Source organism: Candidatus Nomurabacteria bacterium (assembly GCA_023898665.1).
Classification (GTDB): Bacteria; Patescibacteriota; Saccharimonadia; order Saccharimonadales; family HK-STAS-PATE-42; genus HK-STAS-PATE-42.
Map to the genome: position 1 here is coordinate 258,686 of CP060233.1, position 21,524 is coordinate 280,209.

A 21,524-nucleotide genomic window follows, 5' to 3' on the forward strand; every position below is an offset into this window, starting at 1 on the left:
TACCACTGTTTTGGTAGAATTATAGTTAATTACGCAAAGCTTAGGTTTGGTTTAATTTTCTCGAAATAAATCGTAAGAAGCTGAAATTTAAATATCTTTTGGGATAAAAAATAACGGTAGATTTACTTCGACTGATCTTTAGTATCAGGACTGCTTAAGAATTTTGTATAAGTTTAGGAGAAAAGCCTTATGGCAAAAACAATGGATGAACTTCTTTCTGGATCAACTTCGGTTGAACCTTTGAAGGATGGACAGATTATAACAGCAAAAGTAATTGATGTAAGAGGAAAAAGACTAAGTTTAGATCTTGGTCCTTACGGACTAGGCGTGGTACCTAGAAGAGAGCTTGGTTTTGGTAAGAGCTTTGAACTTGGTGATGAAATTGAGGCTATGGTCATGGATGCTGACGGTGATAGTGGTCAAGTTTTAATGAGCGTAAGACGAGCTCACAGAGATAAGGGATGGGCTGTAGTTGAAGAGGCTTTTAAAGATGGAACTGTTATCGAAGTTGTACCTGTAGACTGCAACAAAGGTGGTCTTCTTGTTGATCTTGATGGAGCTAAAGGCTTCTTACCAGTAAGTCAGCTTTCTGCAAGTAATTATCCTAAATTGTCTGGAAGTCAGGATAAGTCAGCAATTGCTGATAGTATTAAGTCTCTTATTGGTAAGCCTATGCAGGTTAAAGTTATTGCATTTGATCGCGATGAAAATAAGTTGATTTTCTCCGAGCGTGAGGCTAATGATAAAACTGCTAGTGCAAGTTTAGAAAACTTTAAGATTGGTGATGTTGTTAAAGCAAAAATTACTGGCATTGTTGAGTATGGTGCTTTTGTTGAAACAGATGGAGCTGAAGGAATGGTCCATATCTCTGAGCTTTCTTGGAAGAGGGTGGCATCTCCAGAAGATGTTGTAAAAGTTGGTGATGAAGTAGAGCTGAAAGTTATTTCACTTGAGAACAATCGACTAGGATTAAGCTTAAAGCAGATGAGCAAAGATCCATGGGAAGATGAAGTAAGTGGATTTAAGATTGGTGATGTTGTTAAAGCAAAAGTCACAAGAATTACTCCATTTGGTGCTTTTGTGCAGGTAACTCCATCTGTTGAGGCACTTGTACATATTTCTGAAGTTGGAGACGGTGAAGGAAGCGAACCGGAGCAAGTCTTTAAGCTCGATTCTGAGCAAGAGTTTGAAATTATCGATATTAATAATGAAACTCGAAGAATGTTCTTAGGGCTTCCTGGGTCTTTGGCTAATAAAAAAGAAAAATCTAGCGCTTCTAAATCTAAAGAGAAGTCTGAAGAAGAGTAGATCAAGAGGAAGAGTCTATAGAAGCAGAGGTTAAGTTTAAACAGTAAGAGGTCAGCAAATATGAGTGAAGACAATACAAAAAGAAGAGAGATAGAAATTGCTGGCAACATTACTGTAGGTGAACTTGCTGAGCTTTTAGAATTACCAGTTACAAGGCTGATTGGTGAGTTGTTTAAAAATGGGATAGCAGCTACTATAAATCAAAGAATTGATGTTGATACAGCTCAGATTATTATAGATGAGCTTCAACTCAGCGTAGTAATAGTTGCTCCAAAAGAAGAGAAAAAAGTACTTAAAGAAAAAGAAAGTGCTGAAGAGAAAATAGACGAAAGCTCTGGTGACTGGCGGTTGCGACCTCCAGTAGTTGCTATTATGGGTCATGTTGATCATGGTAAAACAACTTTGCTAGATAAGATCTTAGGTTTAAAAGTAGCGGAAGGCGAAGCTGGTGGGATTACTCAGCACATTGCATCCTATCAGGCAAAACACAAAGATCGATTGATGACATTTTTAGACACTCCAGGTCACGAGGCGTTTAGTGCTCTAAGGCAGCATGGAGCAGCTTTAACTGATATCGCAGTTATTGTGGTTGCAGCAGATGACGGGGTAAAACCTCAAACATCTGAAGCAATAAGATTTGCTAAAGAAGAAGGTGTAAAGTTAATTGTTGCGATTACTAAGATCGATAAACCAGATGCTGATTTATCAAAAGTAAAACAAGATTTAGTGAATGCTGGATTGACTCCTGAAGAATGGGGAGGGGATACTGTTGTTGTCGAGCTTTCTGCAAAAACAGGTGAAGGAGTTGATGCTCTTTTAGATATGATTTTTTTAGTCTCTGATGTAGAGGAGTTAAAAGCAGATTACTCCGAAGGAGCTCGAGGTTTGGTGATTGAAACTCATATGGCAAAAGGAGTCGGACCGCTAGTAAAAGTTTTAATTACTAAGGGTAGCTTAAGTCAGGGAGACAGTATTGTTATTGGATCAAGTTATGGTAAAGCAAGAATCTTAAAAGATTGGAAAGGTGAAGATATTAAGAATGCTGGACCAACTACTCCAGTGCAAATTAGTGGCCTAAAGTCTTTACCTGATTTTGGGGAGACTTTATATTCTGCAAAGAATGATAAAGAGGCAAGAAAAGCCGCTGAAAATGCTACTCAAGCAACAAAATCTTTAAGTATGAATAGCGAAGAGTTGCTTCGGGTAATGAGCCACAGAAATGAGCTTTCTGTAATGCCAGTTATTGTAAAAGCTGATGTGGCAGGATCACTTAAGTCGGTAATTGACAGTATTCAGTTGGTAGCAACTGGAGAGGTTGAAGCTAAGGTAATTGGCTCAGGGGTTGGTGATGTAACGGAAAGTGACTTAATGCTAGCTTCTTCGAGCAGAGCTACTATCTACTGTTTCCATGTAAATGCTCCTCAAGAGATTAAAAGAATGGCTCAAAATAATGGAGTAAAAATAAAAGAATACAAGATTATTTATGAGCTAATTGATGATGTTAAGTCTAATTTGAGTGATTTGCTCGAGCCGGAGATTAAAGATACACCGATGGGACGTCTTTTAGTAAAAGGCGTGTTTAGAACTACTGACGAGGAAGTTGTGTGTGGGGGTGAGGTAACAAAAGGAAGTATTCAGGCAGGTTATAGAACAAAAATCTATAGAGGTGAAGAAGAGGTCGCAGATGTTGAGATAACTTCTGTACAGCAAAAGAACCAAGAAGTTAAAGAAGTCCAAACTGGGACAATGTGTGGGCTTAAACTTAAAGTAGAAGATGGTAAGTTAAAAGTTCTTGAAGAAGATAGGCTTGAAGTTTATAAGAGAGAAGTAATAGAGAAGACACTATAAGTATATTCTGATATACTTAAGCGTATTAAAGTTTAATTTTATCTAGGGAAAGAAATTATTATGGATCCAATTACAGGTGGGCAACCTCAACAAGTACAGCCAGTACAACCGATACAACCAAATCCGGCTGCTGCTAATGGGCAGCAATCAGTTCCTATACCCCCAGTGTCACCTCAACCTGGAGCAGTTCCTGTAGCTCAACCTCAAGTAGGGGCTCAGCAACCAGCTCCCATGCCTCAACTTGATGATCAGTTTTTGCAAGAAGTTGGCTTAGGGGTACTTCCCGTTGAAGAGCGTCAGGGCATGATTGCTCAAATGAAGAAGACTCTGGAGACCAATGTTGGAATGGAGATTTATAAGAACCTTCAAGAGCATCAACTTCAAGAGTTTGAAGGCTTTATGCCACTGAGTGATCCTGATAGTGGACAGGTGATAACTTCTGAAGAGACTGCCAATGCAAATGCAAGAAGGTGGCTTGATGTTAATGTGCCTGGATGGGCTCAAAATCAACAATTAGCTCCGTATTTAACTGATCCTGCTAGAGTTAGGGATTTTGCAGCTATGAACTGGCTGCAAAGAAACTTCCCAGCTTATAGGAATGTGGTAGCGGCTGAACTCAACAAGTTAATGACGGAGGTTAGAAATAACGTCCCTAGAATCATTGAAGCTGTTATGGGTCCTCAAAATAATGTTGGTCAGTCGGCACCGCAGCCTCAGATGGCAGCTCCTGAGCAAACTAAGCCAATGGCACAGCCTCCTGTTCAACCTCCAATGGATCAGCAACCTCCGGTTGCCCCTGCTGCTTAAGCTATAAGTAGTTCAATGGAGCTTATGCTCGATTCTCTCTTGCGGCAGAGCTATAATGTGGTGTATGGATATCGAAAGAGCAGTCATATTACATGGTAAGCCTAGTCCAGTAAGATTAGGCTTACCTGGTTATGATCCGAGCAGAGCAAACTGGCTAGGTTGGCTTGCAGATACTTTAAAAAACAATGGAGTTGAAGCTTTTTCTCTCAAACCAAAAACTTTATTGAAGCCTGACTATAGTGATTGGTTAAGACAAATAAACGGTGTTTGTCATGGCAAAGGTCTTCAGAGAACTGCAATGATTGCCCATAGTTTGGGATGCGCAGCATACTTAAGATGGTTAAGTTCGCAGCGGAGTGTAGGTCTTGGTAGTTTAGTGCTGGTCGCGCCTTGGCTCGGTAGAAGAGTTGAGGATGGTAGTTTCTCTAAATTTTCTATAGATAAAACTCTTGGTCAAAGAGTGGCAGACATTGTAATAGTTAACTCTAAAGATGATTTGGGCGGTGGGGTACCTGAAGCTATAGACGAGATAAGGGCTGCCTTACCTCAAGCCGAGTTAGTAAACTTAAATGGATTAGGCCATTTTGTAACAAACAATAATATGGATCCTGATTATCCATTAGGAAATGGACTATATGGATCAACATTCCCTGAGCTAATGAGAATATTGGAAGATATATAAAAAGTCTAAACTCCTAGTATGTTTCTATAGCCGTTTAAGAAGTCTTTTGTGGTCATTTCAGGTTTGCCTGGAAGCTTAAGTTTTGTGACTTTTAAATAATCCTTTGAAGTTTTAAATGTAAGGGGTGATTTGTCGTCTTCTCTTGTTACCTCTGCTTCGGTAATTGTTATTTCGAGCTCTTTATTATCTTTTAAGTTTAGTGTTAATTTAGATCCTGGCCACCCGAGATAAGCTCTGATCTCTCGCTCTAGAGTTTCTGTTGGTCTGGATAAATCTAATATGGAGTCTTCTTTTTTTATTAGAGAGCAGATTATTGGCTCTCCGGTTTGCGGTTTTGGTGTAGGCTCTTCTTTTAATACTTTAATTATTTTTTGAGCACCTAGCTCACCAAGTGTATCAGCTAAATTTTGTTTTGATTCTGATCCATTAAGTTTTAGTTTAGTTTGGATGTAGATTGGTCCAGAGTCCATACCGCTCTCAAGCGCCATTATTGAGACTCCAGTTTCGTGATCTCCGTTTAATATGGCTGATTCGATAGGAGTTGGTCCTCGATATTTAGGCAGTAGTGAAGGATGGAGGTTAATTATGCCTTCAGGGAATATGTCTATAACTTCTTGGGGGATAATTTTGCCATATGCAGCGAGAACTCCAACTTCGGCATTAACCTCGAATAGTTTTTTCACAAGATCATCTAGGTCTTTTGGAATAAATAATTCAATATTGTTTTTTTTGGCAAAGTTTTTAACCTCTAACTCTCTTTTATTACGTGATTTTGTACCTTTTTCGCTTATTAATATTAGTTTGATAATATACTCTGAATCTAAAAGTGCATTAAGAATTGGCAGTCGAGTAGTGCAAGCGCTAGCTAAGCGTTCATTTCCGAAGAATACAATGTTTTTTGGCATTTATCTTTTAAATATACCTCTTTTTTCTACTTCTTGCTGGGTTAAGTTAATCATATTACCAGTGTTAGGATCCATTTCTTTAAAGTAGCCACCTTGAGCCTCAGTTAAGGCTCTGTCCATTATTATTAGCCCGTTGATATGATCGACTTCGTGTTGGATTACTTTGGCTTCGTAGCCCCTAGCTGTAAACTTAACTTCGTTTCCATCTTCATCTAAAGCTTTTACTTTTATTTTTGGGTAACGGGGCACTTTAACATGAACTCCGTGGACGCTCATGCAACTTTCATCATCTTGAATCGGGGCACCCTCATATTTTGTAATTTCTGGATTAATTAAAGCGTAAAAATCTTGTTTTTTGTAGTCATTAAAATCGCTTCTGACTAAAACAACTTGCCATGGTTCATCGATTTGAGGAGCAGCTAAACCAACGCTAACGTATCGATCTTCGCCTTCTTCCCACTCTTTAAGTGTTGCCCGCATAGTTTTTAGAAGATCTTTAATCTCTTGTGAGTTCGGATCTGCAACTTTGCACTTTTGATGCAGAGTGGGGTGCGGATCTAAAATAACCTTCTTAGCCTTAATCTGTGTCATTAGACTATATTATAACAGAGCTAAAGAAGAGATAGTGGGTCGATGTCGAAGGTCCAATTGGTGGGAAGGTGGTCTTCTACTATTTTTAGGAGCTGGTTACGCTTGGTTGATTTGATGATTATTTGATATTGGTATTTTCCGTTAACTCTTTCTCTAAAGGCAGGGGACGGTCCGATAATTTGTGGTAGAGGGTTTTTAATCTTTTCTTTTATCTCTTTTGAGAGTAAATTAGCCGCTCTTTTGGCAGAATCTTCGTTAGTATATTTTCCTGTTAGCTTTAATTGGTATCTGAATGGAGGAGTTAAGCTTAATCTTCTCTCTTCTAGCTCTTTTTTATAAAAATCTTCATAGTTTTCTTCTGAGGCGAGCTTAACGGCAGGGTGTTTAGGGGCAAAACTTTGGATTATGACTCTTCCGTGATTATGACCACGTCCAACCCTACCAATAACTTGGGTTAATAACTGAAATGTTCGCTCAGATGAGCGAAAGTCCGGCATAGCAAGGCCAGATTCAGCTTGTAGAATTCCTACTAAACTTAATTTTGGTAAATCGAGACCTTTGGCGAGCATCTGAGTCCCCACTATAATATCTACTTTGCCTGATTTTAATTTTTCGTAGTTATTCTCAAGAGTAGAATCTTTAGTGGTATTGTCGGCGTCAAAGCGAGCGATTTTTGCATCTGGAAAAATTTTCTCAAGTTCTGTAACGATTTGCTTGGTGCCGTAACCTCTTAAAGTGAGGGTTTCTGATGAGCAGACTGGGCAGATGAGTTCTGGTTTAGCCTTATGACCACAGGTGTGACATCTTAAAGTATACTCATCGGCATGGAAGACGAGAGGGATGTGACAGTTGGGGCAAGAATTGATCCAGTCACAAACAGGATTTACATTAGAACAGATTTGCATACGGGCGCTGCCTCTGCGGTTATGGAATATCATGACTTGCTCCAGATTATTTAGGGAGTTTTTTATGTTTTCTAAAAGTTCGGTGGAAATAATCTTACTTTTACTAAACTTATCTTTATCTCGAGAGTCGATAATAAAGATTTCTTTAGTCTGAGTGTCTCTGATATCTAGTTCTAAAATAGGGACATCTTTTTGAGTAAGAGTGTAGAGGTCAGAGACATTTGGAGTCGCACTCCCTAAGATCAATTTAGAGTCAGTTAATCTGCTTAACATGCCTCCTACAATTACTGAGTTATATCGAGGCGAACTATCTTGTCTATAGGACTGATCATGAAACTCATCTATGATTGTTAGGCCAAGGTTATGGATAGGTGAGAACATTGCGGAACGGGGACCTAAGACTATTACCGGTTTATCTTCTAAGGTTAGTTTACTGATTAGTTGCCAGTTTTTGGCTCGAACAACACTAGTTTGGTTTGAGTGGAGAGTTATTAGTGGTACTCCAAGTGTTTCAAAACGAGCAATGTTTTGCGTGGTTAAACCAATTTCTGGAACTAAGACTAAAACTGACTTTTTATTTTTTATAAATTCTAGAGTGGAGTGGAGGTAAACCTCTGTCTTTCCTGATCCTGTAGCGCCATGAAGAACAAAGGATGATTTTTTATTGGTATTATCTAGTATATTTTCTAACGCTGAACTCTGCTGTCCATTGAGTTTGTTTAATGATATTTTATTGTTTACCTTGGATTCTAAAAGAATTTGATTGATTCTATTGTCGAGCCATTTTTGGTCAGTATTATTGATAACTCTATTGATCAAATTTGTTGTACAAAAAAGCTCTAAAGTGACTCCTGGGCTTGATAAGTAATATTCAACAATCCATTTATATAGTTCAATCTTGTTACTGTTAATAAAGTTTTTATGAACGACTTCTTCGATGTTTTTAAACTTAAATTTTGGCCTAGGTGGATTTAGCTCTACAACTAGACCTAGCGAGCTTTTCTTGCCAAATGGACATAGAACTAAATCTCCTAAATTAAGAGTATTTTCTGAAGAGTAGACAAAGGTGCTAGTGCCTTCAAACTTATTTTTAGTGGGAAATGCGACAGAATAAAGTTTGGTCATAGGTTTTAATAAATATTTACAGATTAGTAAATAAGATTTTAGCAGATGACGGGTGACAGCATATCTAAAATTATGCTAGCATAAGCTTATAGCTAGTTGGTAATCAAAAGAAAAATGACAAACGAAAGAGAAGCTAAGTACTATTGTGGTATAGATGTTGGAACAAATTGTGTCCGGTGCGTAATTGGTCGAGCTGCTGATAAGCCTGGTGAACTGCCGCATATTCTTGGAGTTGGGCAAGCGAAGACTTTTGGGATGCGTCGGGGGAATGTAGTTGATCCGGTGAGTGTGGCTCAATCGATTGATAGTGCCTTAGCGGAGGCAGAAAAAGTTGCCGGAGTAAGTGTCGATGGAGCTACTTTCTCTATAAATGGGCAGAATGTAATGACGCATAATTCTAAAGGTGCTTCATCGATAGAGAATAATGACCACGTTAGTAATAGTGATGTTAGACAAGCACTTGATGCTGCATCGATCGTACAATTGCCAGCAAATCAGAGGATGTTAGAGCTAATACCTGTTGGATTTAGTGTTGATGGAGAGGACCAGACTCAAGATCCGGTTGGGATGTCTGGTAATAGATTAGAGGTGGAAGCAGTGATTATAAGTGGAGCAGAGGCACATTTAAGGACTTTAGAAAAAGCAATCTCTACAGCTAATATTAATTGTAATGGACTTCAGTCAGAAGTTAGAGCGGGAGCAGAGGCAGTGCTGACACGAGAACAGCGAGAAAGAGGAGTCATTTATATTGATATTGGTGCACAGACAACATCTTTGGCGGTTTTTGAGGAAACGGAACTGAGGAGAATTATTGTTGTACCGATGGGATCGGCTCATATTACTAATGATTTAGCAATTGGTTTACAGGTTGAGGTTGATTTTGCCGAGAAGATTAAGACAGAAAATGCTGCTGTTGGTCACGGAGTAGATATGGGGGAGATCTTTTCAGTAGAATGGGACGATGAGATCCACCATTTTAAAGCTCGAGATGTAGACATGATCGTCAGGGCTAGACTTGAGGAGATATTTGAGAAGCTTGCTAAGGCTTTAAAAAAGATGGGGCAGCATTCAAGACTACCAAGCGGAATTGTTTTAGGAGGAGGTGGGAGTGCTATAGAAGGAATTGAAGAAGTAGCAAAAGATATCCTAAAATTGCCATGTAAAAAAGCAGAGATTAGCACTTACGAGACTTCGACTGGTGATATTTTGGGCTTTGAATGGTCGGCTGCAGTAGGCTTAATGTTATTTGATGATAGAGAATTTAACAGTTTAAATAATGCTGGGAATGGTGTTTTAGATCAAATTTTTGATCGTACCAAAAAAATCTTGTTCAAAGGAAAGAAGCGCTAGATTTTTATTGAATAAAAAGTTGTCATAGTGACTCAGGAAACTAGCTAGACATTGGCATTCGATTTGGTATAGTAAAGGCTAGTGAAACAAATAATTGTTCGGACAATTAAGATCTTATAGAACTAAAAGAGAGGGAGATAGAATATGCCAGAATTACAAATTGAAGAACCACAGAGTTTAGCGGTAATAAAAGTATTTGGTATAGGCGGTGCTGGCGGTGCTGCTATTAATAGAATGAAATCATCTGGTCTTGATGGTGTTGGCTACGTTGCTGTAAACACTGATGCTCAGGCTCTTGCTCACTCTTTAGCTGATGAAAAGATCCATATTGGTCGGGATACTACTCGTGGCCTAGGGGCTGGAGCTGACCCTACGGTTGGTAAAGCTGCTGCAGAAGAGTCTAAAGAAGAAATCCGTAAAGCTTTAGAAAATGTAGATATGATCTTCATTGCCGTTGGTGAAGGTGGAGGAACAGGTACTGGAGCTGCTCCTGTAGTTGCTGAAGTGGCGAGAGAAATGGATGTCTTAGTGCTTGGAGTTGTTACCAAACCGTTTAGTTTTGAAGGTGACAAGAGAAGAAGAAACGCGGACTGGGGAATCGAACAGGTAGAACCATTTGTTGATACTTTGATTACAATTCCGAATGATAAGCTTCTACAGACTATTGAGAGGGATACTCCTCTTGTGGAGGCATTTAAATATGCTGATGATGTCTTAAGACAAGGTGTACAAGGAATCACTGATTTAATTACCGAAGCGGGATTGATTAATCTAGACTTTGCCGACATTAAGACTATTGTTTCTAAAGCAGGCTCTGCACTAATGGGAATCGGGCATGCTTCTGGTGAAAATAGAGCTGTAAATGCCGCACAGCAGGCGATCGAATCACCGCTTCTTGAAGTTTCTATCGATGGAGCTAGGGGAGTGCTATTTAGTGTCGCTGGAGGAAGAGATCTCAGTATGCACGAGATTAATGAAGCCGCTGAAGTTATTACTTCTGCGGTGTCTCCAGATGCAAATATCATTTTTGGAGCATCAATACGTGATGATCTACCAGAAGGTGAAGTTACTGTAACCGTAGTGGCAACCGGATTTGACCCATCTTACTTCTATTCAAGACCGAATAATGCTGGACTTACTGGAATGGACAGTTTAGATTCGGCTGCAAGTTCTATTGAGAAGCCAAAGAATTATGATATCGATGAGGATGTTGAGAAGGTAAGGAAAGAAGTTGGTGACATTGGTAAAGACCTTGATAAAGAGGATGAAGAAAAGAAGAAGAGTCGTAAGAAATCAATTACGGATGATGACGATGATGAGGACCGAGATGTAAGTGTTTGGGATTCTTCAGACGACGATGATGAGGACGACGATGACGACGAGGATAATACTCCATCATTCCTGCGCCGAAGGTTTAAGAGAAAGTAAAGTTCACACCAAAAGTACCTTGTAAAAAGCGCTAGATCTAGTTTATCCTTATAAACATAAGCACTATATGTAGTATTTATGTTCTAGACTATGAGAGGTCGCTCCTAGCTAAAAAGTTTAGATGTACGTTTATTAATCTAATAAAGATTTATTAAAAAATATGAAGTGTCCAAAGTGTCATGAACTTGGAAAAGACAGAGTTTTAGAATCAAGAGAATCCCCTGGATCTGAAACAATTAGACGACGTCGTGAGTGCGGTGAGTGTGGAGAGCGCTTTACAACTTATGAGCGAATTGAGAGACCCACTCTTTTAGTAGTAAAAAGGGACGGTAGTCAGGAGTTGTTTGATAGAAAAAAGCTTGGAGAAGCTCTTGTTAGGGCAGTTGGTAAGTTTTTTGCTAGTCCGAGTTATCTCGAAGAACTAGTTTCTGAAGTGGAAGAAGAAGCCTATAAGCGAGCTGAAGAAAATGCGATTAGCTCTGTTGATCTTGGTGAGATGATTTTGGATGGACTCGCTGAGAAAAACGAGGTGGCTTATATTAGATTCGCTAGTGTCTACAGAAACTTCAAAAATCTAAAAGAGTTTGAGAGTGAGTTAGAAAGACTCAAGAAACATAAAAATAGAGAATAAGATAAGTAAATCAAAAAATTAAAAAGAGGGTAACCAAATTTAGCTATGTCGGAACTAGTTGAGAGATTTTTTACGCACGATTTGAGTGGCGATGTTTACAGTTTATTTAAATGGGCAAAGTTTGATGCCAGAATTGAGAATTATTTTACTGGAGAAGTGGCATTCGAGCAAAAAGATGTTGAATTCCCAGAAGACTGGAGTGTAAATGCTATAAACATTGTTTCTCAAAAATACTTTTGTGGAACCCCAGGAACTCCAACTCGCGAATATAGCTTAAAACAATTAGTTAATAGGGTCGCTGATACTATTACTAAGCATGGTCGAAGTGAAGGTTACTTTACTTCTGAAGAAGAGGCAAAAGTTTTTAATGATGAGCTAAAGTTTATTCTAACTGACCAAAAAGCCTCTTTTAATTCTCCAGTTTGGTTTAATATTGGCGCTCCGGAGAGATCTCAGCAGGCAAGTGCATGTTTTATCCTTTCTGTTGATGATACGATGGAGTCTATTTTAGAGTGGTACAGACAAGAAGGAATGATCTTTAAAGGAGGTTCTGGAGCTGGCGCTAACATATCTAAGCTTCGATCTTCTAAAGAAGGTTTAGGTAACTCGGGAGGAACTTCTTCTGGTCCAGTGAGCTTTATGCGCGGAGCTGATTCTGTGGCTGGGACTATTAAATCTGGTGGTAAAACTCGTCGGGCAGCTAAAATGGTCATCTTAAATGTTGATCACCCTGATATTGAAGAGTTTATTTGGTGTAAGGCTATTGAAGAGAGAAAATCTCGAGTCTTAAAAGAAGCCGGATTTGATATGGATCTGGATGGCAAAGATGCGTTTAGTGTCCAGTATCAGAATGCTAACAACTCTGTTCGTGTAAGTGATGAGTTCATGAAAGCAGTCGAAAGTGGAGCTGATTGGAACCTGTTAGGAGTGACTGATGGAGAAGTTAAGAAGACTTTGCCGGCTCGTGATTTATGGAGGCAGATTGCGGAATCTGCCTGGGAGTGCGCGGACCCTGGATTACAGTATGATACGACTATTAATCATTGGCACACTACTCCAAACGCAGGAAGAATTAATGCATCTAATCCGTGCTCAGAGTACATGCATTTAGATGATTCGGCTTGTAATCTAGCATCTATTAATCTACTTAAGTTTTTGAATGAGGATGGAAGCTTTGATGCCGAAGCTTATCGTCAGGTTATTCGAGTTGTCTTCTTGGCTCAAGAAATTCTTGTTGGTTATAGTGAATATCCAACTGAAAAAATTGCTAAGAATGCTAAGGCTTTCCGAGAGTTAGGTCTTGGTTATGCAAATCTAGGAGCGCTTTTGATGGGTATGGGTCTACCTTATGATAGTGACGAAGGCCGGGCGGTGGCAGCCACTCTAACCGCAATAATGACGGGCGAGGCTTATGCTAAGTCAGCCCAGATTGCTAAAGTTGTCGGTCCTTTTGATGGCTACGAGGCAGATAAAGAGGGTATGAATAGAGTCTTAGAGCAGCATCAGGCAGCTCTTAAAAACATAGATAAGTTAAAAGTTGAGCTTAAATTGAATCTAGTCGCAGAGCAGTCATGGGAAAATGCTGTTAAATTAGGCAGAGAAAATGGTGTTAGGAACTCACAGGCCACTGTACTTGCTCCAACGGGCACAATCGCCTTCATGATGGATTGTGATACTACTGGAATAGAGCCTGATCTTGCGCTTGTTAAGACTAAAAAGCTAGTTGGTGGTGGAACAATGAGTATTGTTAATAGGACTATCCCACTCGCGCTTAAAACTCTTGGCTATGACGAGATGCAAGTAGATGAGATTATCAAATATATTGATGAAGAAAAGACTATTGTTGGGGCACCTCATCTAAAAAAAGAGCACTATCCAGTCTTTGCCTGCTCTATGGGTGATAATGTTATCCACTATACTGGTCATGTTAGGATGATGGGGGCTGTTCAGCCATTCTTATCTGGAGCGATCTCTAAGACTGTTAATATGCCAGAAGAGGCGAGTGTTGAGGACGTTGAAGAGATCCATATGCTTTCTTGGAAGGAAGGTCTTAAGGCAGTGGCCATTTATAGGGATAATTGTAAGGTTGCTCAGCCTCTCAGTACGACTAAGAAGGACGAGAAGGATCAAAAGTTTGATGCTAATAAGCAAGAGGAATCTTCGTCTAAGCCAGCTCAAGTTACTTCAGCTTCGCCAGTTTTAAACACTGGCACGGCAGTAGGTGGATCTAGAAAGTTGCCTAAGACTAGAACTGCTAGAACATTTGAGTTCAAAGTTGCTGATTGTAAGGGTTATGTAACGGTTGGTGAGTTTGAAGACGGCACTCCGGCAGAAATCTTCTTACAAGTCAGTAAACAAGGTTCGACTCTTGCTGGTATTATGGATAGCTTTGCGATTTCGATCTCTCGAGGTTTAAGAAACGGGGTCCCACTCAAGAGTTATGTTAGTGACTTTATTGGGATGAGCTTTGCGCCTGCTGGTATAACTGATGATCCTGATATCCGTACTGCATCAAGCTTAATGGATTATATATTTAGAAGGATTGCTAAAGACTACTTAAGTTTAGATGATCAGCTAGAGCTTGGGATAATCAGCATGGAGGATCTTGAAAATCACCATAGTCAAGCAAGTTTGTTAGGAGAAGATAGTAGTAGTTCATCTCAACAAAATGTAAATCATTCGTCAGAGCTTTCTGAAGCGCAAGGGATTGATGATTCTTACGGTAAACAAGAGGAAGTTATGGTACAAGAAGATGAGGGTAAGCACATTGAAGAGACTCCACTATGCTTTAACTGTGGTAACATAACTCAGCGTGCTGGAAGTTGCTACGTTTGTACCGCCTGCGGCAGTACGAGTGGATGCAGCTAGCAATAGTTCCTTCCCTCGGGAGAGGTTAGATGAGGGGTAAATTAATTAAAGTAAAAAGAAGAGGTAATTATGGGTGGTGTAAGACAAGATGGATTTTTTGGCGAAAGAATTGATTTAGATGCAGCGGCCGCGAGAGCTCGTATTGAGGCAGCTTTTGGAGGTGTTGAGGAGCTATTTGTTCCTGATGATACGCAAGGTAGATTGGCTCCGATGGGTTCTAGTGCAATTGAGGCAGGAGAGCTTGAAACATATATCTGTCCTGGCATAGAACCCGATGAAAGCGATGATCTTCAGAGGGATAGCTAGGTTTATGGTATAATTAAGCTTAGTAAAAAGCGCTTGAGTGGCTATCAACCACGAGCTAGCAGAAAGAAAGTCCAAACGGTGAGTCCTTCGACAAAGCTCAGGATTAGTAGAATCTGCCGGGTAAGCCCGAAAAAGCTGTAATTAAGAGTTAGAAGTAGAGAAAAAGTCTCTTATTTTTCTAAAAGTCAGATGGTACCGCCAGTCCGCCCGCAAGGTAGCCTGGTTCTGACAAAAAGAAAGTAAGGGACTTTTTGTATGAAAAAAAATAAATTCAATATTTCTAGAATGACTCTAGAAGATGTTGTGGAGGCTAAGAAACTTATTGCTCAGTCTTGGCTTGAGACTTATAGGAATGATGAGTTTGGTGTTACAAAAGAATTTATTGAAAAAAGAAATGCTGACTCAATGACTGACGAGGCTATTAAACGAACTACTGATAGGCTGGGTTATTCAGGAGTAGCTAGTTGGGTTGCTAAAGATGAGGACGGAAAAATAGTTGGTGCCGCTATACAATATATCGCTGAAAAAGATGGTAAACAGCATATAATGGCTCTATATATTGATAGGGATTACCATGGAAAAGGTGTTGCAAATACTATGATGAAAAATATTTTAGAGTGGTTTGATAAAAATAAGCCTGTTACTTTAGGTGTTGCTGTATATAATAATCGAGCAAAGGCTTTTTACAAAAAGTGGGGCTTTAAAGAAATTATTGGTTCAGAGGATTTATTTATGGATGTAATACCACAAATACAAATGATAAGAGAAGAGGAGAAATAATATGAGTAATAATTGGAAAATTCGTAAGGCTAAGAGATCTGATGCTCAGGGTATTTTTATGGTAATTTTCGTGGGTTGGCTCGATACCTACGTGAATGAGTCATTAGGTATAACTCCCGAATTCATTCTATCTAGGAAATCAGTTCAATTAGGATATGGTTTCTACAGGGATAGACTTAAGTATGAGTTTTTGGATAACACTGCAGATAACATACATTATGTTGCAGAAGATGAGAATGGGGTAATTATTGGTCATATGCATGGCAACCGAACTGAGGATGGTGGGCAAAGTCTGCAGGGTCTATACATTTATAAAGAATTACATGGCACTGGTTTAGCTCAAGAATTAGCGGCTAAATTTGAAGAATGGGAGGATAAAACTCAAGATACTCATGTTCATGTAGTTGAATACAACGGTAGGGCAGTTAGATTCTACGAGAAAATTGGATTTGTTGATACTGGTAAAAGAGATATGGTCGCTGAAAAGATACCATGTGTCTATATGGTTAAGAAAAATGTTAAGGAGGAGAAGTAGTATGAAGTTTAAAGTTGAGGATAAGAAGAAGCATAGTGATCTTGAAAAAGAGATTGTTAAGTACTGGAAAGAAAACAAGACTTTTGAGAAGTCTGTAGAAAATAGATCTAAGGATAATAATTTTAGGTTTGATGATGGACCTCCATTTATTACAGGCCTTCCTCATCATGGTCATCTTTTAGTCTCTACTGTAAAAGATGCTGTTGCCCGTTATTGGACTATGCAAGGTAAAAGAGTGGAGCGCTCGTGGGGTTGGGATTGTCATGGGCTACCTGCAGAAGTTAAGACGGAAGAAAAACTTGGGATCAAAGATAGAAGTGAGATTGGTACGAGAATAAGTGTTGAAAACTATGTAAAAGAGTGTCGACAGGCGATGGTCCAGGGAAGTATGGCGTGGAATAATACAATTGATCGGATGGGTCGGTGGGTTGATATGACTAAGCCGTATCGAACCATGGATAAAGAGTATATGGAGTCTGTTTGGTGGGCTTTCAAGACTCTTTATGAAAAAGGAAAGATCTATGATGGCGAGAAGGTTTTGGTTTACTGTACTCGTGATGCAACTCCAATCTCAAAATCTGAAGTCGCAATGGAGAATAGTTACAAAGAGGTCACTGATCCATCAGTTTTTGTTTATTTTAAACTTGCAGATCAAGCTAAGTTCCCTAATAAGTATCTTTTAGCTTGGACAACTACTCCTTGGACTTTGCCTGCAAACGTAGCTTTAGCCATAAATACTAAACTTAAGTACGTGGAAGTTGAGTATGAAGGTAAAAACTTAATCTTAACTAAAGATCTGGTAGAAAAAGTATTTGTAGATGAGAAAAAGCAGTCTCTAGATTATAAATTACTTGGAGATTTTGATATTAAACAAGTTTTAGATGAAAGGTATGAACCTCTATTAGAAAATCATGGAGCTAATGCACACAGAATTTTGAATGCAGAATTTGTTACTGAAGAAGATGGTTCTGGCGTAGTACATATTGCGCCAGCTTATGGTGAAGATGATTTTAATCTAGCTCAAGAACAGAATCTACCAGTAGTGCATATGGTTGATGAGGTTGGTAATTATGCTTCTGGAAGATGGCAGGGAAAGAACATTTGGGAGACTAACAAAAAGATTGCTAAGACTTTAGTAGAAGAAGGTATTGCACTTAAGGTTGAATACATAAAACACGAATATCCTCATTGTCATCGCTGTGGTACTAAGCTTATGTACAGAGCTCATTCTAGCTGGTTTATGGATATCCAAGCGCAAAAAGATGAGATGCTTGCCGCTAATGATACTATTAACTGGGTCCCAGCTAATCTTAAAGAAAAAAGATTCAAAAACATTCTGCTATCTGCTCCAGATTGGAATTTAAGCCGAGATAGATTCTGGGCAACTCCTATACCTGTCTGGAAGGGGCAGAAGTCTGATGGAGTTGAAGTAGTAAAAGTGTTTGGCAGTTATGAGGAGTTTGCGGAATCTACAGGTTTTAAGTTAGACGATTATCACCTCCCAATGGTAATGGATGTTGAGTTTGAACTCGAAGGCATAACGATGAGGCATATTGGCAAAGTTTTGGATTGCTGGTTCGAGAGTGGTTCTGTACCGTTTGCTCAGTATCATTATCCTTTTGAAAATAAAGAAAAGTTTGAGGCAACGTTCCCGGCTGACTTTATTAATGAGTCAATCGATCAAACTCGGGGTTGGTTCTACTCATTGATGGCGGTTAATGTTGGATTATTTAACAAAGCTCCATTTAAGAATGTGATTTGTACAGGGTTCTTAAACGCTGCTGATGGTCAAAAGCTCAGTAAGAAACTTAAGAACTATACCGAACCAACGGAACTCATGGACAAGTTCAGTGCCGATGCTGAGAGATTACATTTCTTATCCTCCCCTTTGGTTAATGGTGAAGATGCTAGCTTGACTGATAAAGAAGTGGAAGTTTTAGAGCGAAAGCTTGCGATGTTCAGTAATACCTATGACTTCTTTACGATGTATGCGAGTGTTGATGGCTGGGATTCTGACGAGGCTTATAAAGATGGAGAATTATTAGCTCCGACTTCTGAGAATATCTTGGATAAGTGGATTGTTTCTCGTTTGCAAACTCTGGTTAAAGAAGTTACTGATGGGATGGAGAAGTACCAGCTTAACGAAGCAACTCGCGGGATCGTTCCGTTTCTAGATGATCTAAGTAATTGGTATGTCAGAAGGTCTCGAAGACGTTTCTGGAAGAGTGAAAACGATGGAGATAAATCATCTGCCTACCATACTCTTTATTATGTTTTAGTGCAGTTTGCTAAAGTTCTAGCTCCGTTTAGCCCGTTTATATCGGAAGATATTTACAGAAAGCTAACAGGTGAGGAGTCTGTGCATCTGGCAGACTTCCCTGTTTTTAATACTCAACTAGTACTGCCTAAGCTGGAAGATCAGATGGGTAGTGTAAGAAAATCAATTCAAGAAGGGCTTGCACAAAGAGCTAGGGCGGGTGTAAAAGTGAGGCAACCTCTAGCAAAAGCTTTTGTTACTGAACTGCCTTCAAAAGAGTTGGAAGAGATACTTAAGGAAGAGTTGAATGTTAAAGAAGTTGACCATTTTAAGATGAGACCTGGAGATAAGCCTATTGACCACGTTAAAGAAGTGGGCGACGCTCATGAAGGCTGTGATTGTGACCACTGCAGAATAAAATACGGAGTTCCCATTGAGTTGGATTTTGAAGTTACTCCAGAATTGAAGCAAGAAGGCCTGATGCGAGAAGTTGTTCGTGTTGTTCAGGCGGCTCGTAAAAATGCGGGGTTGAATGTTGATGACAGGATAAAATTGAATATCCAAACTGATTCTCAAGAATTAAAAGAGGCAATTGATAAGTTTAAAGATGAGATTGCGAGTGAAGTATTAGCTAATGAGTGGTCTAATGATTCCCTAAGTTACTCTGAGCAAGTAAAGGTCGAAGGTGAAGATCTAGGTTTGAGCTTAGAGAAGGTTTAGATATAAACTGTTGAAACAGGGGCGGAGGTTTTGGTATAATTGTTTAGACATATGAAAAAAGCAGTCATACAAACAGGTGGAAAGCAGTATCTTGTAAAAGAAGGTCAGACTTTTGATGTTGAACTTCTCGGCAAGAAAGATGGCGATAAAGTCAGCTTCGAAGCTCTGGCTATTGTCGATGGTGACAATTCTGAATTTGGAGCTCCAGTTTTAAAAAACAAGGTTGATGCAGAAGTAGTTAAGGCAGATTATCAAGGCACTAAAGTAGTTTCTATTAGATTTAAGGCTAAAAAACGTGTTGATGTTAAGCGTGGACATAGACAAAGATATTCTAAAATTAAAGTCTTAAAGATTGCTTAAAATAAATCGACCCCAAATTTAATTTGGGGTTTTTGATATCAATGGATCCTTCGACAAGCTCAGGATGACAAGTTGTGGTCACCCCTGTTATGACAGGGTATTGTTTTTTTGAAATAGTTTGTTTATAGTTAATGTGTAGAAACAACAACATTAAAGCTTATGTTAAAACAAAAAAGCTAAAGAAAGTTTGTTGAGAGATTTTTTAAGAAATATATGTTAGATATTTTTATTACCTCCCGTGTGCGCAGAAAGATCGTGGTGGTCTTTACTAAGTACCCTCAGTTAAAAGCTCATGTTCGAGCGTTAGCTAAGTTGATAAAAGAAGATCCAGGTAATGTCCAGAGAGAATTGAAGAGACTCCATAGAGCAGGCTTCTTACAACGAGCTAAAGAGAAGAACACAACTTTATACTATGTTGACCCTGAGTTCTTACTTCTTCCTGAGCTACAAAGCATGGTAGAAAAGGTACAAACTCTACACGATAAAAAAGAAGCTTCTATCTAAGGGCTTGAGAATAGGGGTAAAGATAGGTTATAATTAGGTATATATGATTACAGTTACAAAAGGTGAAAACGAAAGCGCAGAAAGCTTGATCCGACGTTTTAGTAGAAGAGTTGTCCAATCTGGAGTGATTCGTGAGGCTAAATCGCAAAGATACTACCGTAAAGATATTAATAAAAATCAGCGTAGAAAAAATGCGATTGTAGCTAGTCAGTATCGAGCTAAGCGAGCAGCAAGTTTTTCTAAACAAAGGTAAAATATAAACTCCCGAGCAATCGGGATTTTTAATGTAATTTTCGGCTATAATCTAAGAGGATGAAAAAGGTAATAGGTTTTATTGGGTCGCCGGGTAGTGGTAAAAGTACGCAGGCAGAAATGCTGGCTAAAAAGACCAAAATCGAGCTTTTAAATTTAGGTTCGGTACTCAGAAAGAGTAAAGATAAAGAGGTTATTAGGGTTATGGACTCAGGATCATTACTCCCTGATGTTTATGTAGAGCAGATTATCGAAAAAGAGTTACGGGGCCTGGGTAAAAATGAACCTGTTATCTTAGACGGCTTTTTTAGAAGAAAGAGCGAAGTAGAGTGGTTAGTTCGAAGTGAAAAAGGTTTAGGTTTTGATGTTCCCTTTGTTTTTGATATTGCGATTAGTAAGAAGGAGGCAATAAAGCGCCTTAGTATTAGAGGCAGAGGTGATGATGGTCCTAAAGATATAAAAAAGCGCTTAAAGATCTTTGAGAAGCAGTATAAAGAGGTTATAACAGCTTTAAAGAAGGGTGGGATTAGAATAGTTAAAGTTAATGGAGAGCAAACTCCCGAAGATGTTTTTAAAGAGGTTCTAGAGAAGTATAAGAAGTATGAGCAAAAACTTAAATAGAGTTAAAACCCAGGAGGAGATCCAAGCCATGAGAGAGGGTGGTAGGATGCTAGCTGAAGTTCTTCAGTTTGTTAAGCTTAACACTAAAGCTGGGATGACAACTAAAGATCTAGCTAACTTAGCATCTGCAAAGTTAGAAGATCTTGGTGGGGAGCCAGCTTTTTTGGGCTACAGGGGCTACCCTGATGTAATGTGTATCGCTGTTAATGAAGAGGTTCAGCATACAATTCCAGGCAGTAGAGTTATTAATGAGGGAGATATTGTTAATTGTGATTTTGGAGTGTTATGGAAAGGCTTAATTACTGATGCGGCTATAACTTACCCAGTTGGAGAGATTTCTGAAGAAGCTCGGAATCTGTTAAAAGGGACTGAAGAAGCTCTTAATGCGGCTCTTAAAGTAGTAAAACACGGGGTAAGAGTTAAAGATGTTTCTAAAGTTATCGGAAAGACTCTACAAAACTACGGTTTAGATGTAGTAAGGGAGCTTTGTGGACATGGTGTGGGTCATTCTCTACATGAGGATCCTGATATACCTAACTATGGCCCAGACGGTGGTAGTTTTAAACTAAAGGCTGGTATGACGATTGCAATTGAGCCTATTGCTGTTGCTGGCAAAGCGGATGTGGAGTTTTTACCAGATGGCTGGAATATTATTACTAAAGATGGATCTTGGGCTTGTCAGTTTGAACACTCAATTTTGGTAACTTATGAAGGTTGCGAAATCTTAACTAAATAGCTAAA

General features: G+C 39.1%; 20 protein-coding genes. 17 read left to right on the forward strand and 3 right to left on the reverse strand.

The genetic code is table 11. The features are described 5' to 3' along the window. Nucleotides 1–189: 189 nt before the first annotated feature. The 4 genes from H6799_01490 to H6799_01505 all read left to right on the forward strand — a co-directional run bounded on the left by H6799_01490 (nucleotide 190) and on the right by H6799_01505 (nucleotide 4,645). Complete coding sequence (locus tag H6799_01490) at nucleotides 190–1,308, forward strand: S1 RNA-binding domain-containing protein (GenBank protein USN97745.1); 1,119 nt, start codon at nucleotides 190–192, stop codon at nucleotides 1,306–1,308. A 60-nt stretch (nucleotides 1,309–1,368) separates the two neighbouring features. Then, complete coding sequence (locus H6799_01495) at nucleotides 1,369–3,156, forward strand: translation initiation factor IF-2 (protein USN97746.1); 1,788 nt, start codon at nucleotides 1,369–1,371, stop codon at nucleotides 3,154–3,156. Between the two features lie 60 nt (nucleotides 3,157–3,216). Beyond that, nucleotides 3,217–3,963: a hypothetical protein gene (locus tag H6799_01500; protein USN97747.1), complete on the forward strand. Its 747-nt coding sequence runs from the start codon at nucleotides 3,217–3,219 to the stop codon at nucleotides 3,961–3,963. A gap of 64 nt (nucleotides 3,964–4,027) precedes the next feature. After that, nucleotides 4,028–4,645, forward strand: coding sequence for an alpha/beta hydrolase (locus H6799_01505; GenBank protein USN97748.1), 618 nt, complete (start codon nucleotides 4,028–4,030; stop codon nucleotides 4,643–4,645). Between the two features lie 5 nt (nucleotides 4,646–4,650). Here the strand turns inward: H6799_01505 and H6799_01510 are convergent, their stop codons facing one another. From H6799_01510 to priA, 3 genes are read right to left on the reverse strand one after another with little or no spacing between them, the layout of a single operon-like run. Beyond that, the gene (locus H6799_01510) at nucleotides 4,651–5,550 is read right to left on the reverse strand and encodes a methionyl-tRNA formyltransferase (GenBank protein ID USN97749.1); all 900 of its coding nucleotides are present in this window, start codon (nucleotides 5,548–5,550) and stop codon (nucleotides 4,651–4,653) included. Next, on the reverse strand, nucleotides 5,551–6,141 hold the full coding sequence (def, locus tag H6799_01515; protein USN97750.1) for a peptide deformylase: 591 nt from the start codon (nucleotides 6,139–6,141) through the stop codon (nucleotides 5,551–5,553). A 20-nt stretch (nucleotides 6,142–6,161) separates the two neighbouring features. Then, nucleotides 6,162–8,171, reverse strand: a complete 2,010-nt coding sequence (gene priA / locus H6799_01520) for a primosomal protein N' (protein USN97751.1) — start codon at nucleotides 8,169–8,171, stop codon at nucleotides 6,162–6,164. 114 nt (nucleotides 8,172–8,285) lie between these two features. On the opposite strand from priA, the gene ftsA reads away from it, so the two are divergent. From ftsA to map, 13 genes are all read left to right on the forward strand, one after another. Then, the gene (ftsA, locus tag H6799_01525; GenBank protein USN97752.1) at nucleotides 8,286–9,521 is read left to right on the forward strand and encodes a cell division protein FtsA; all 1,236 of its coding nucleotides are present in this window, start codon (nucleotides 8,286–8,288) and stop codon (nucleotides 9,519–9,521) included. A gap of 144 nt (nucleotides 9,522–9,665) precedes the next feature. Continuing rightward, a complete protein-coding gene (gene ftsZ / locus H6799_01530) occupies nucleotides 9,666–10,949 on the forward strand; it encodes a cell division protein FtsZ (protein ID USN97753.1) in 1,284 nt (427 codons plus the stop codon). Between the two features lie 160 nt (nucleotides 10,950–11,109). Then, nucleotides 11,110–11,580 carry a transcriptional repressor NrdR gene (gene nrdR, locus H6799_01535; protein ID USN97754.1) on the forward strand — a complete coding sequence of 157 codons (471 nt, stop codon included), beginning with the start codon at nucleotides 11,110–11,112 and terminating at the stop codon, nucleotides 11,578–11,580. Between the two features lie 45 nt (nucleotides 11,581–11,625). Continuing rightward, nucleotides 11,626–14,448, forward strand: coding sequence for a vitamin B12-dependent ribonucleotide reductase (locus H6799_01540; protein ID USN97755.1), 2,823 nt, complete (start codon nucleotides 11,626–11,628; stop codon nucleotides 14,446–14,448). Between the two features lie 69 nt (nucleotides 14,449–14,517). Further along, nucleotides 14,518–14,754, forward strand: coding sequence for a hypothetical protein (locus H6799_01545; GenBank protein ID USN97756.1), 237 nt, complete (start codon nucleotides 14,518–14,520; stop codon nucleotides 14,752–14,754). Nucleotides 14,755–15,009: 255 nt separating this feature from the next. Then, on the forward strand, nucleotides 15,010–15,534 hold the full coding sequence (locus H6799_01550) for a GNAT family N-acetyltransferase (protein USN97757.1): 525 nt from the start codon (nucleotides 15,010–15,012) through the stop codon (nucleotides 15,532–15,534). A 1-nt stretch (nucleotide 15,535) separates the two neighbouring features. Next, entirely contained in the window at nucleotides 15,536–16,069 is a 534-nt protein-coding gene (locus H6799_01555; GenBank protein USN97758.1) for a GNAT family N-acetyltransferase, read from the forward strand. Between the two features lies 1 nt (nucleotide 16,070). Beyond that, nucleotides 16,071–19,046 carry an isoleucine--tRNA ligase gene (locus H6799_01560; protein USN97759.1) on the forward strand — a complete coding sequence of 992 codons (2,976 nt, stop codon included), beginning with the start codon at nucleotides 16,071–16,073 and terminating at the stop codon, nucleotides 19,044–19,046. A gap of 51 nt (nucleotides 19,047–19,097) precedes the next feature. Continuing rightward, a complete protein-coding gene (gene rplU, locus H6799_01565; GenBank protein ID USN97760.1) occupies nucleotides 19,098–19,406 on the forward strand; it encodes a 50S ribosomal protein L21 in 309 nt (102 codons plus the stop codon). Between the two features lie 213 nt (nucleotides 19,407–19,619). Further along, nucleotides 19,620–19,910 carry a winged helix-turn-helix transcriptional regulator gene (locus H6799_01570; protein USN97761.1) on the forward strand — a complete coding sequence of 97 codons (291 nt, stop codon included), beginning with the start codon at nucleotides 19,620–19,622 and terminating at the stop codon, nucleotides 19,908–19,910. A 43-nt stretch (nucleotides 19,911–19,953) separates the two neighbouring features. After that, nucleotides 19,954–20,163, forward strand: a complete 210-nt coding sequence (rpsU, locus tag H6799_01575; GenBank protein USN97762.1) for a 30S ribosomal protein S21 — start codon at nucleotides 19,954–19,956, stop codon at nucleotides 20,161–20,163. Between the two features lie 59 nt (nucleotides 20,164–20,222). After that, on the forward strand, nucleotides 20,223–20,783 hold the full coding sequence (locus tag H6799_01580; protein ID USN97763.1) for a nucleoside monophosphate kinase: 561 nt from the start codon (nucleotides 20,223–20,225) through the stop codon (nucleotides 20,781–20,783). Further along, nucleotides 20,764–21,519 (forward strand): type I methionyl aminopeptidase, encoded by a 756-nt coding sequence (gene map, locus H6799_01585; GenBank protein ID USN97764.1) that lies wholly within the window; start codon nucleotides 20,764–20,766, stop codon nucleotides 21,517–21,519. Before H6799_01580 ends, map begins: the two co-directional genes overlap by 20 nt. The last annotated feature ends 5 nt before the right edge of the window (nucleotides 21,520–21,524 follow it).

Coding starts and splice junctions, on each gene's coding strand:
- H6799_01490 (USN97745.1), top strand. CDS start 190: ATGGCAAAAACAATGGATGAACTTCTTTCTGGATCAACTTCGGTTGAA.
- H6799_01550 (USN97757.1), top strand. CDS start 15,010: ATGAAAAAAAATAAATTCAATATTTCTAGAATGACTCTAGAAGATGTT.
- H6799_01555 (USN97758.1), top strand. CDS start 15,536: ATGAGTAATAATTGGAAAATTCGTAAGGCTAAGAGATCTGATGCTCAG.
- H6799_01510 (USN97749.1), bottom strand. CDS start 5,550: ATGCCAAAAAACATTGTATTCTTCGGAAATGAACGCTTAGCTAGCGCT.
- ftsA (USN97752.1), top strand. CDS start 8,286: ATGACAAACGAAAGAGAAGCTAAGTACTATTGTGGTATAGATGTTGGA.
- H6799_01580 (USN97763.1), top strand. CDS start 20,223: ATGAAAAAGGTAATAGGTTTTATTGGGTCGCCGGGTAGTGGTAAAAGT.
- H6799_01540 (USN97755.1), top strand. CDS start 11,626: ATGTCGGAACTAGTTGAGAGATTTTTTACGCACGATTTGAGTGGCGAT.
- H6799_01570 (USN97761.1), top strand. CDS start 19,620: ATGTTAGATATTTTTATTACCTCCCGTGTGCGCAGAAAGATCGTGGTG.
- H6799_01560 (USN97759.1), top strand. CDS start 16,071: ATGAAGTTTAAAGTTGAGGATAAGAAGAAGCATAGTGATCTTGAAAAA.
- H6799_01505 (USN97748.1), top strand. CDS start 4,028: ATGGATATCGAAAGAGCAGTCATATTACATGGTAAGCCTAGTCCAGTA.
- rplU (USN97760.1), top strand. CDS start 19,098: ATGAAAAAAGCAGTCATACAAACAGGTGGAAAGCAGTATCTTGTAAAA.
- map (USN97764.1), top strand. CDS start 20,764: ATGAGCAAAAACTTAAATAGAGTTAAAACCCAGGAGGAGATCCAAGCC.
- rpsU (USN97762.1), top strand. CDS start 19,954: ATGATTACAGTTACAAAAGGTGAAAACGAAAGCGCAGAAAGCTTGATC.
- H6799_01495 (USN97746.1), top strand. CDS start 1,369: ATGAGTGAAGACAATACAAAAAGAAGAGAGATAGAAATTGCTGGCAAC.
- priA (USN97751.1), bottom strand. CDS start 8,171: ATGACCAAACTTTATTCTGTCGCATTTCCCACTAAAAATAAGTTTGAA.
- nrdR (USN97754.1), top strand. CDS start 11,110: ATGAAGTGTCCAAAGTGTCATGAACTTGGAAAAGACAGAGTTTTAGAA.
- H6799_01500 (USN97747.1), top strand. CDS start 3,217: ATGGATCCAATTACAGGTGGGCAACCTCAACAAGTACAGCCAGTACAA.
- H6799_01545 (USN97756.1), top strand. CDS start 14,518: ATGGGTGGTGTAAGACAAGATGGATTTTTTGGCGAAAGAATTGATTTA.
- def (USN97750.1), bottom strand. CDS start 6,141: ATGACACAGATTAAGGCTAAGAAGGTTATTTTAGATCCGCACCCCACT.
- ftsZ (USN97753.1), top strand. CDS start 9,666: ATGCCAGAATTACAAATTGAAGAACCACAGAGTTTAGCGGTAATAAAA.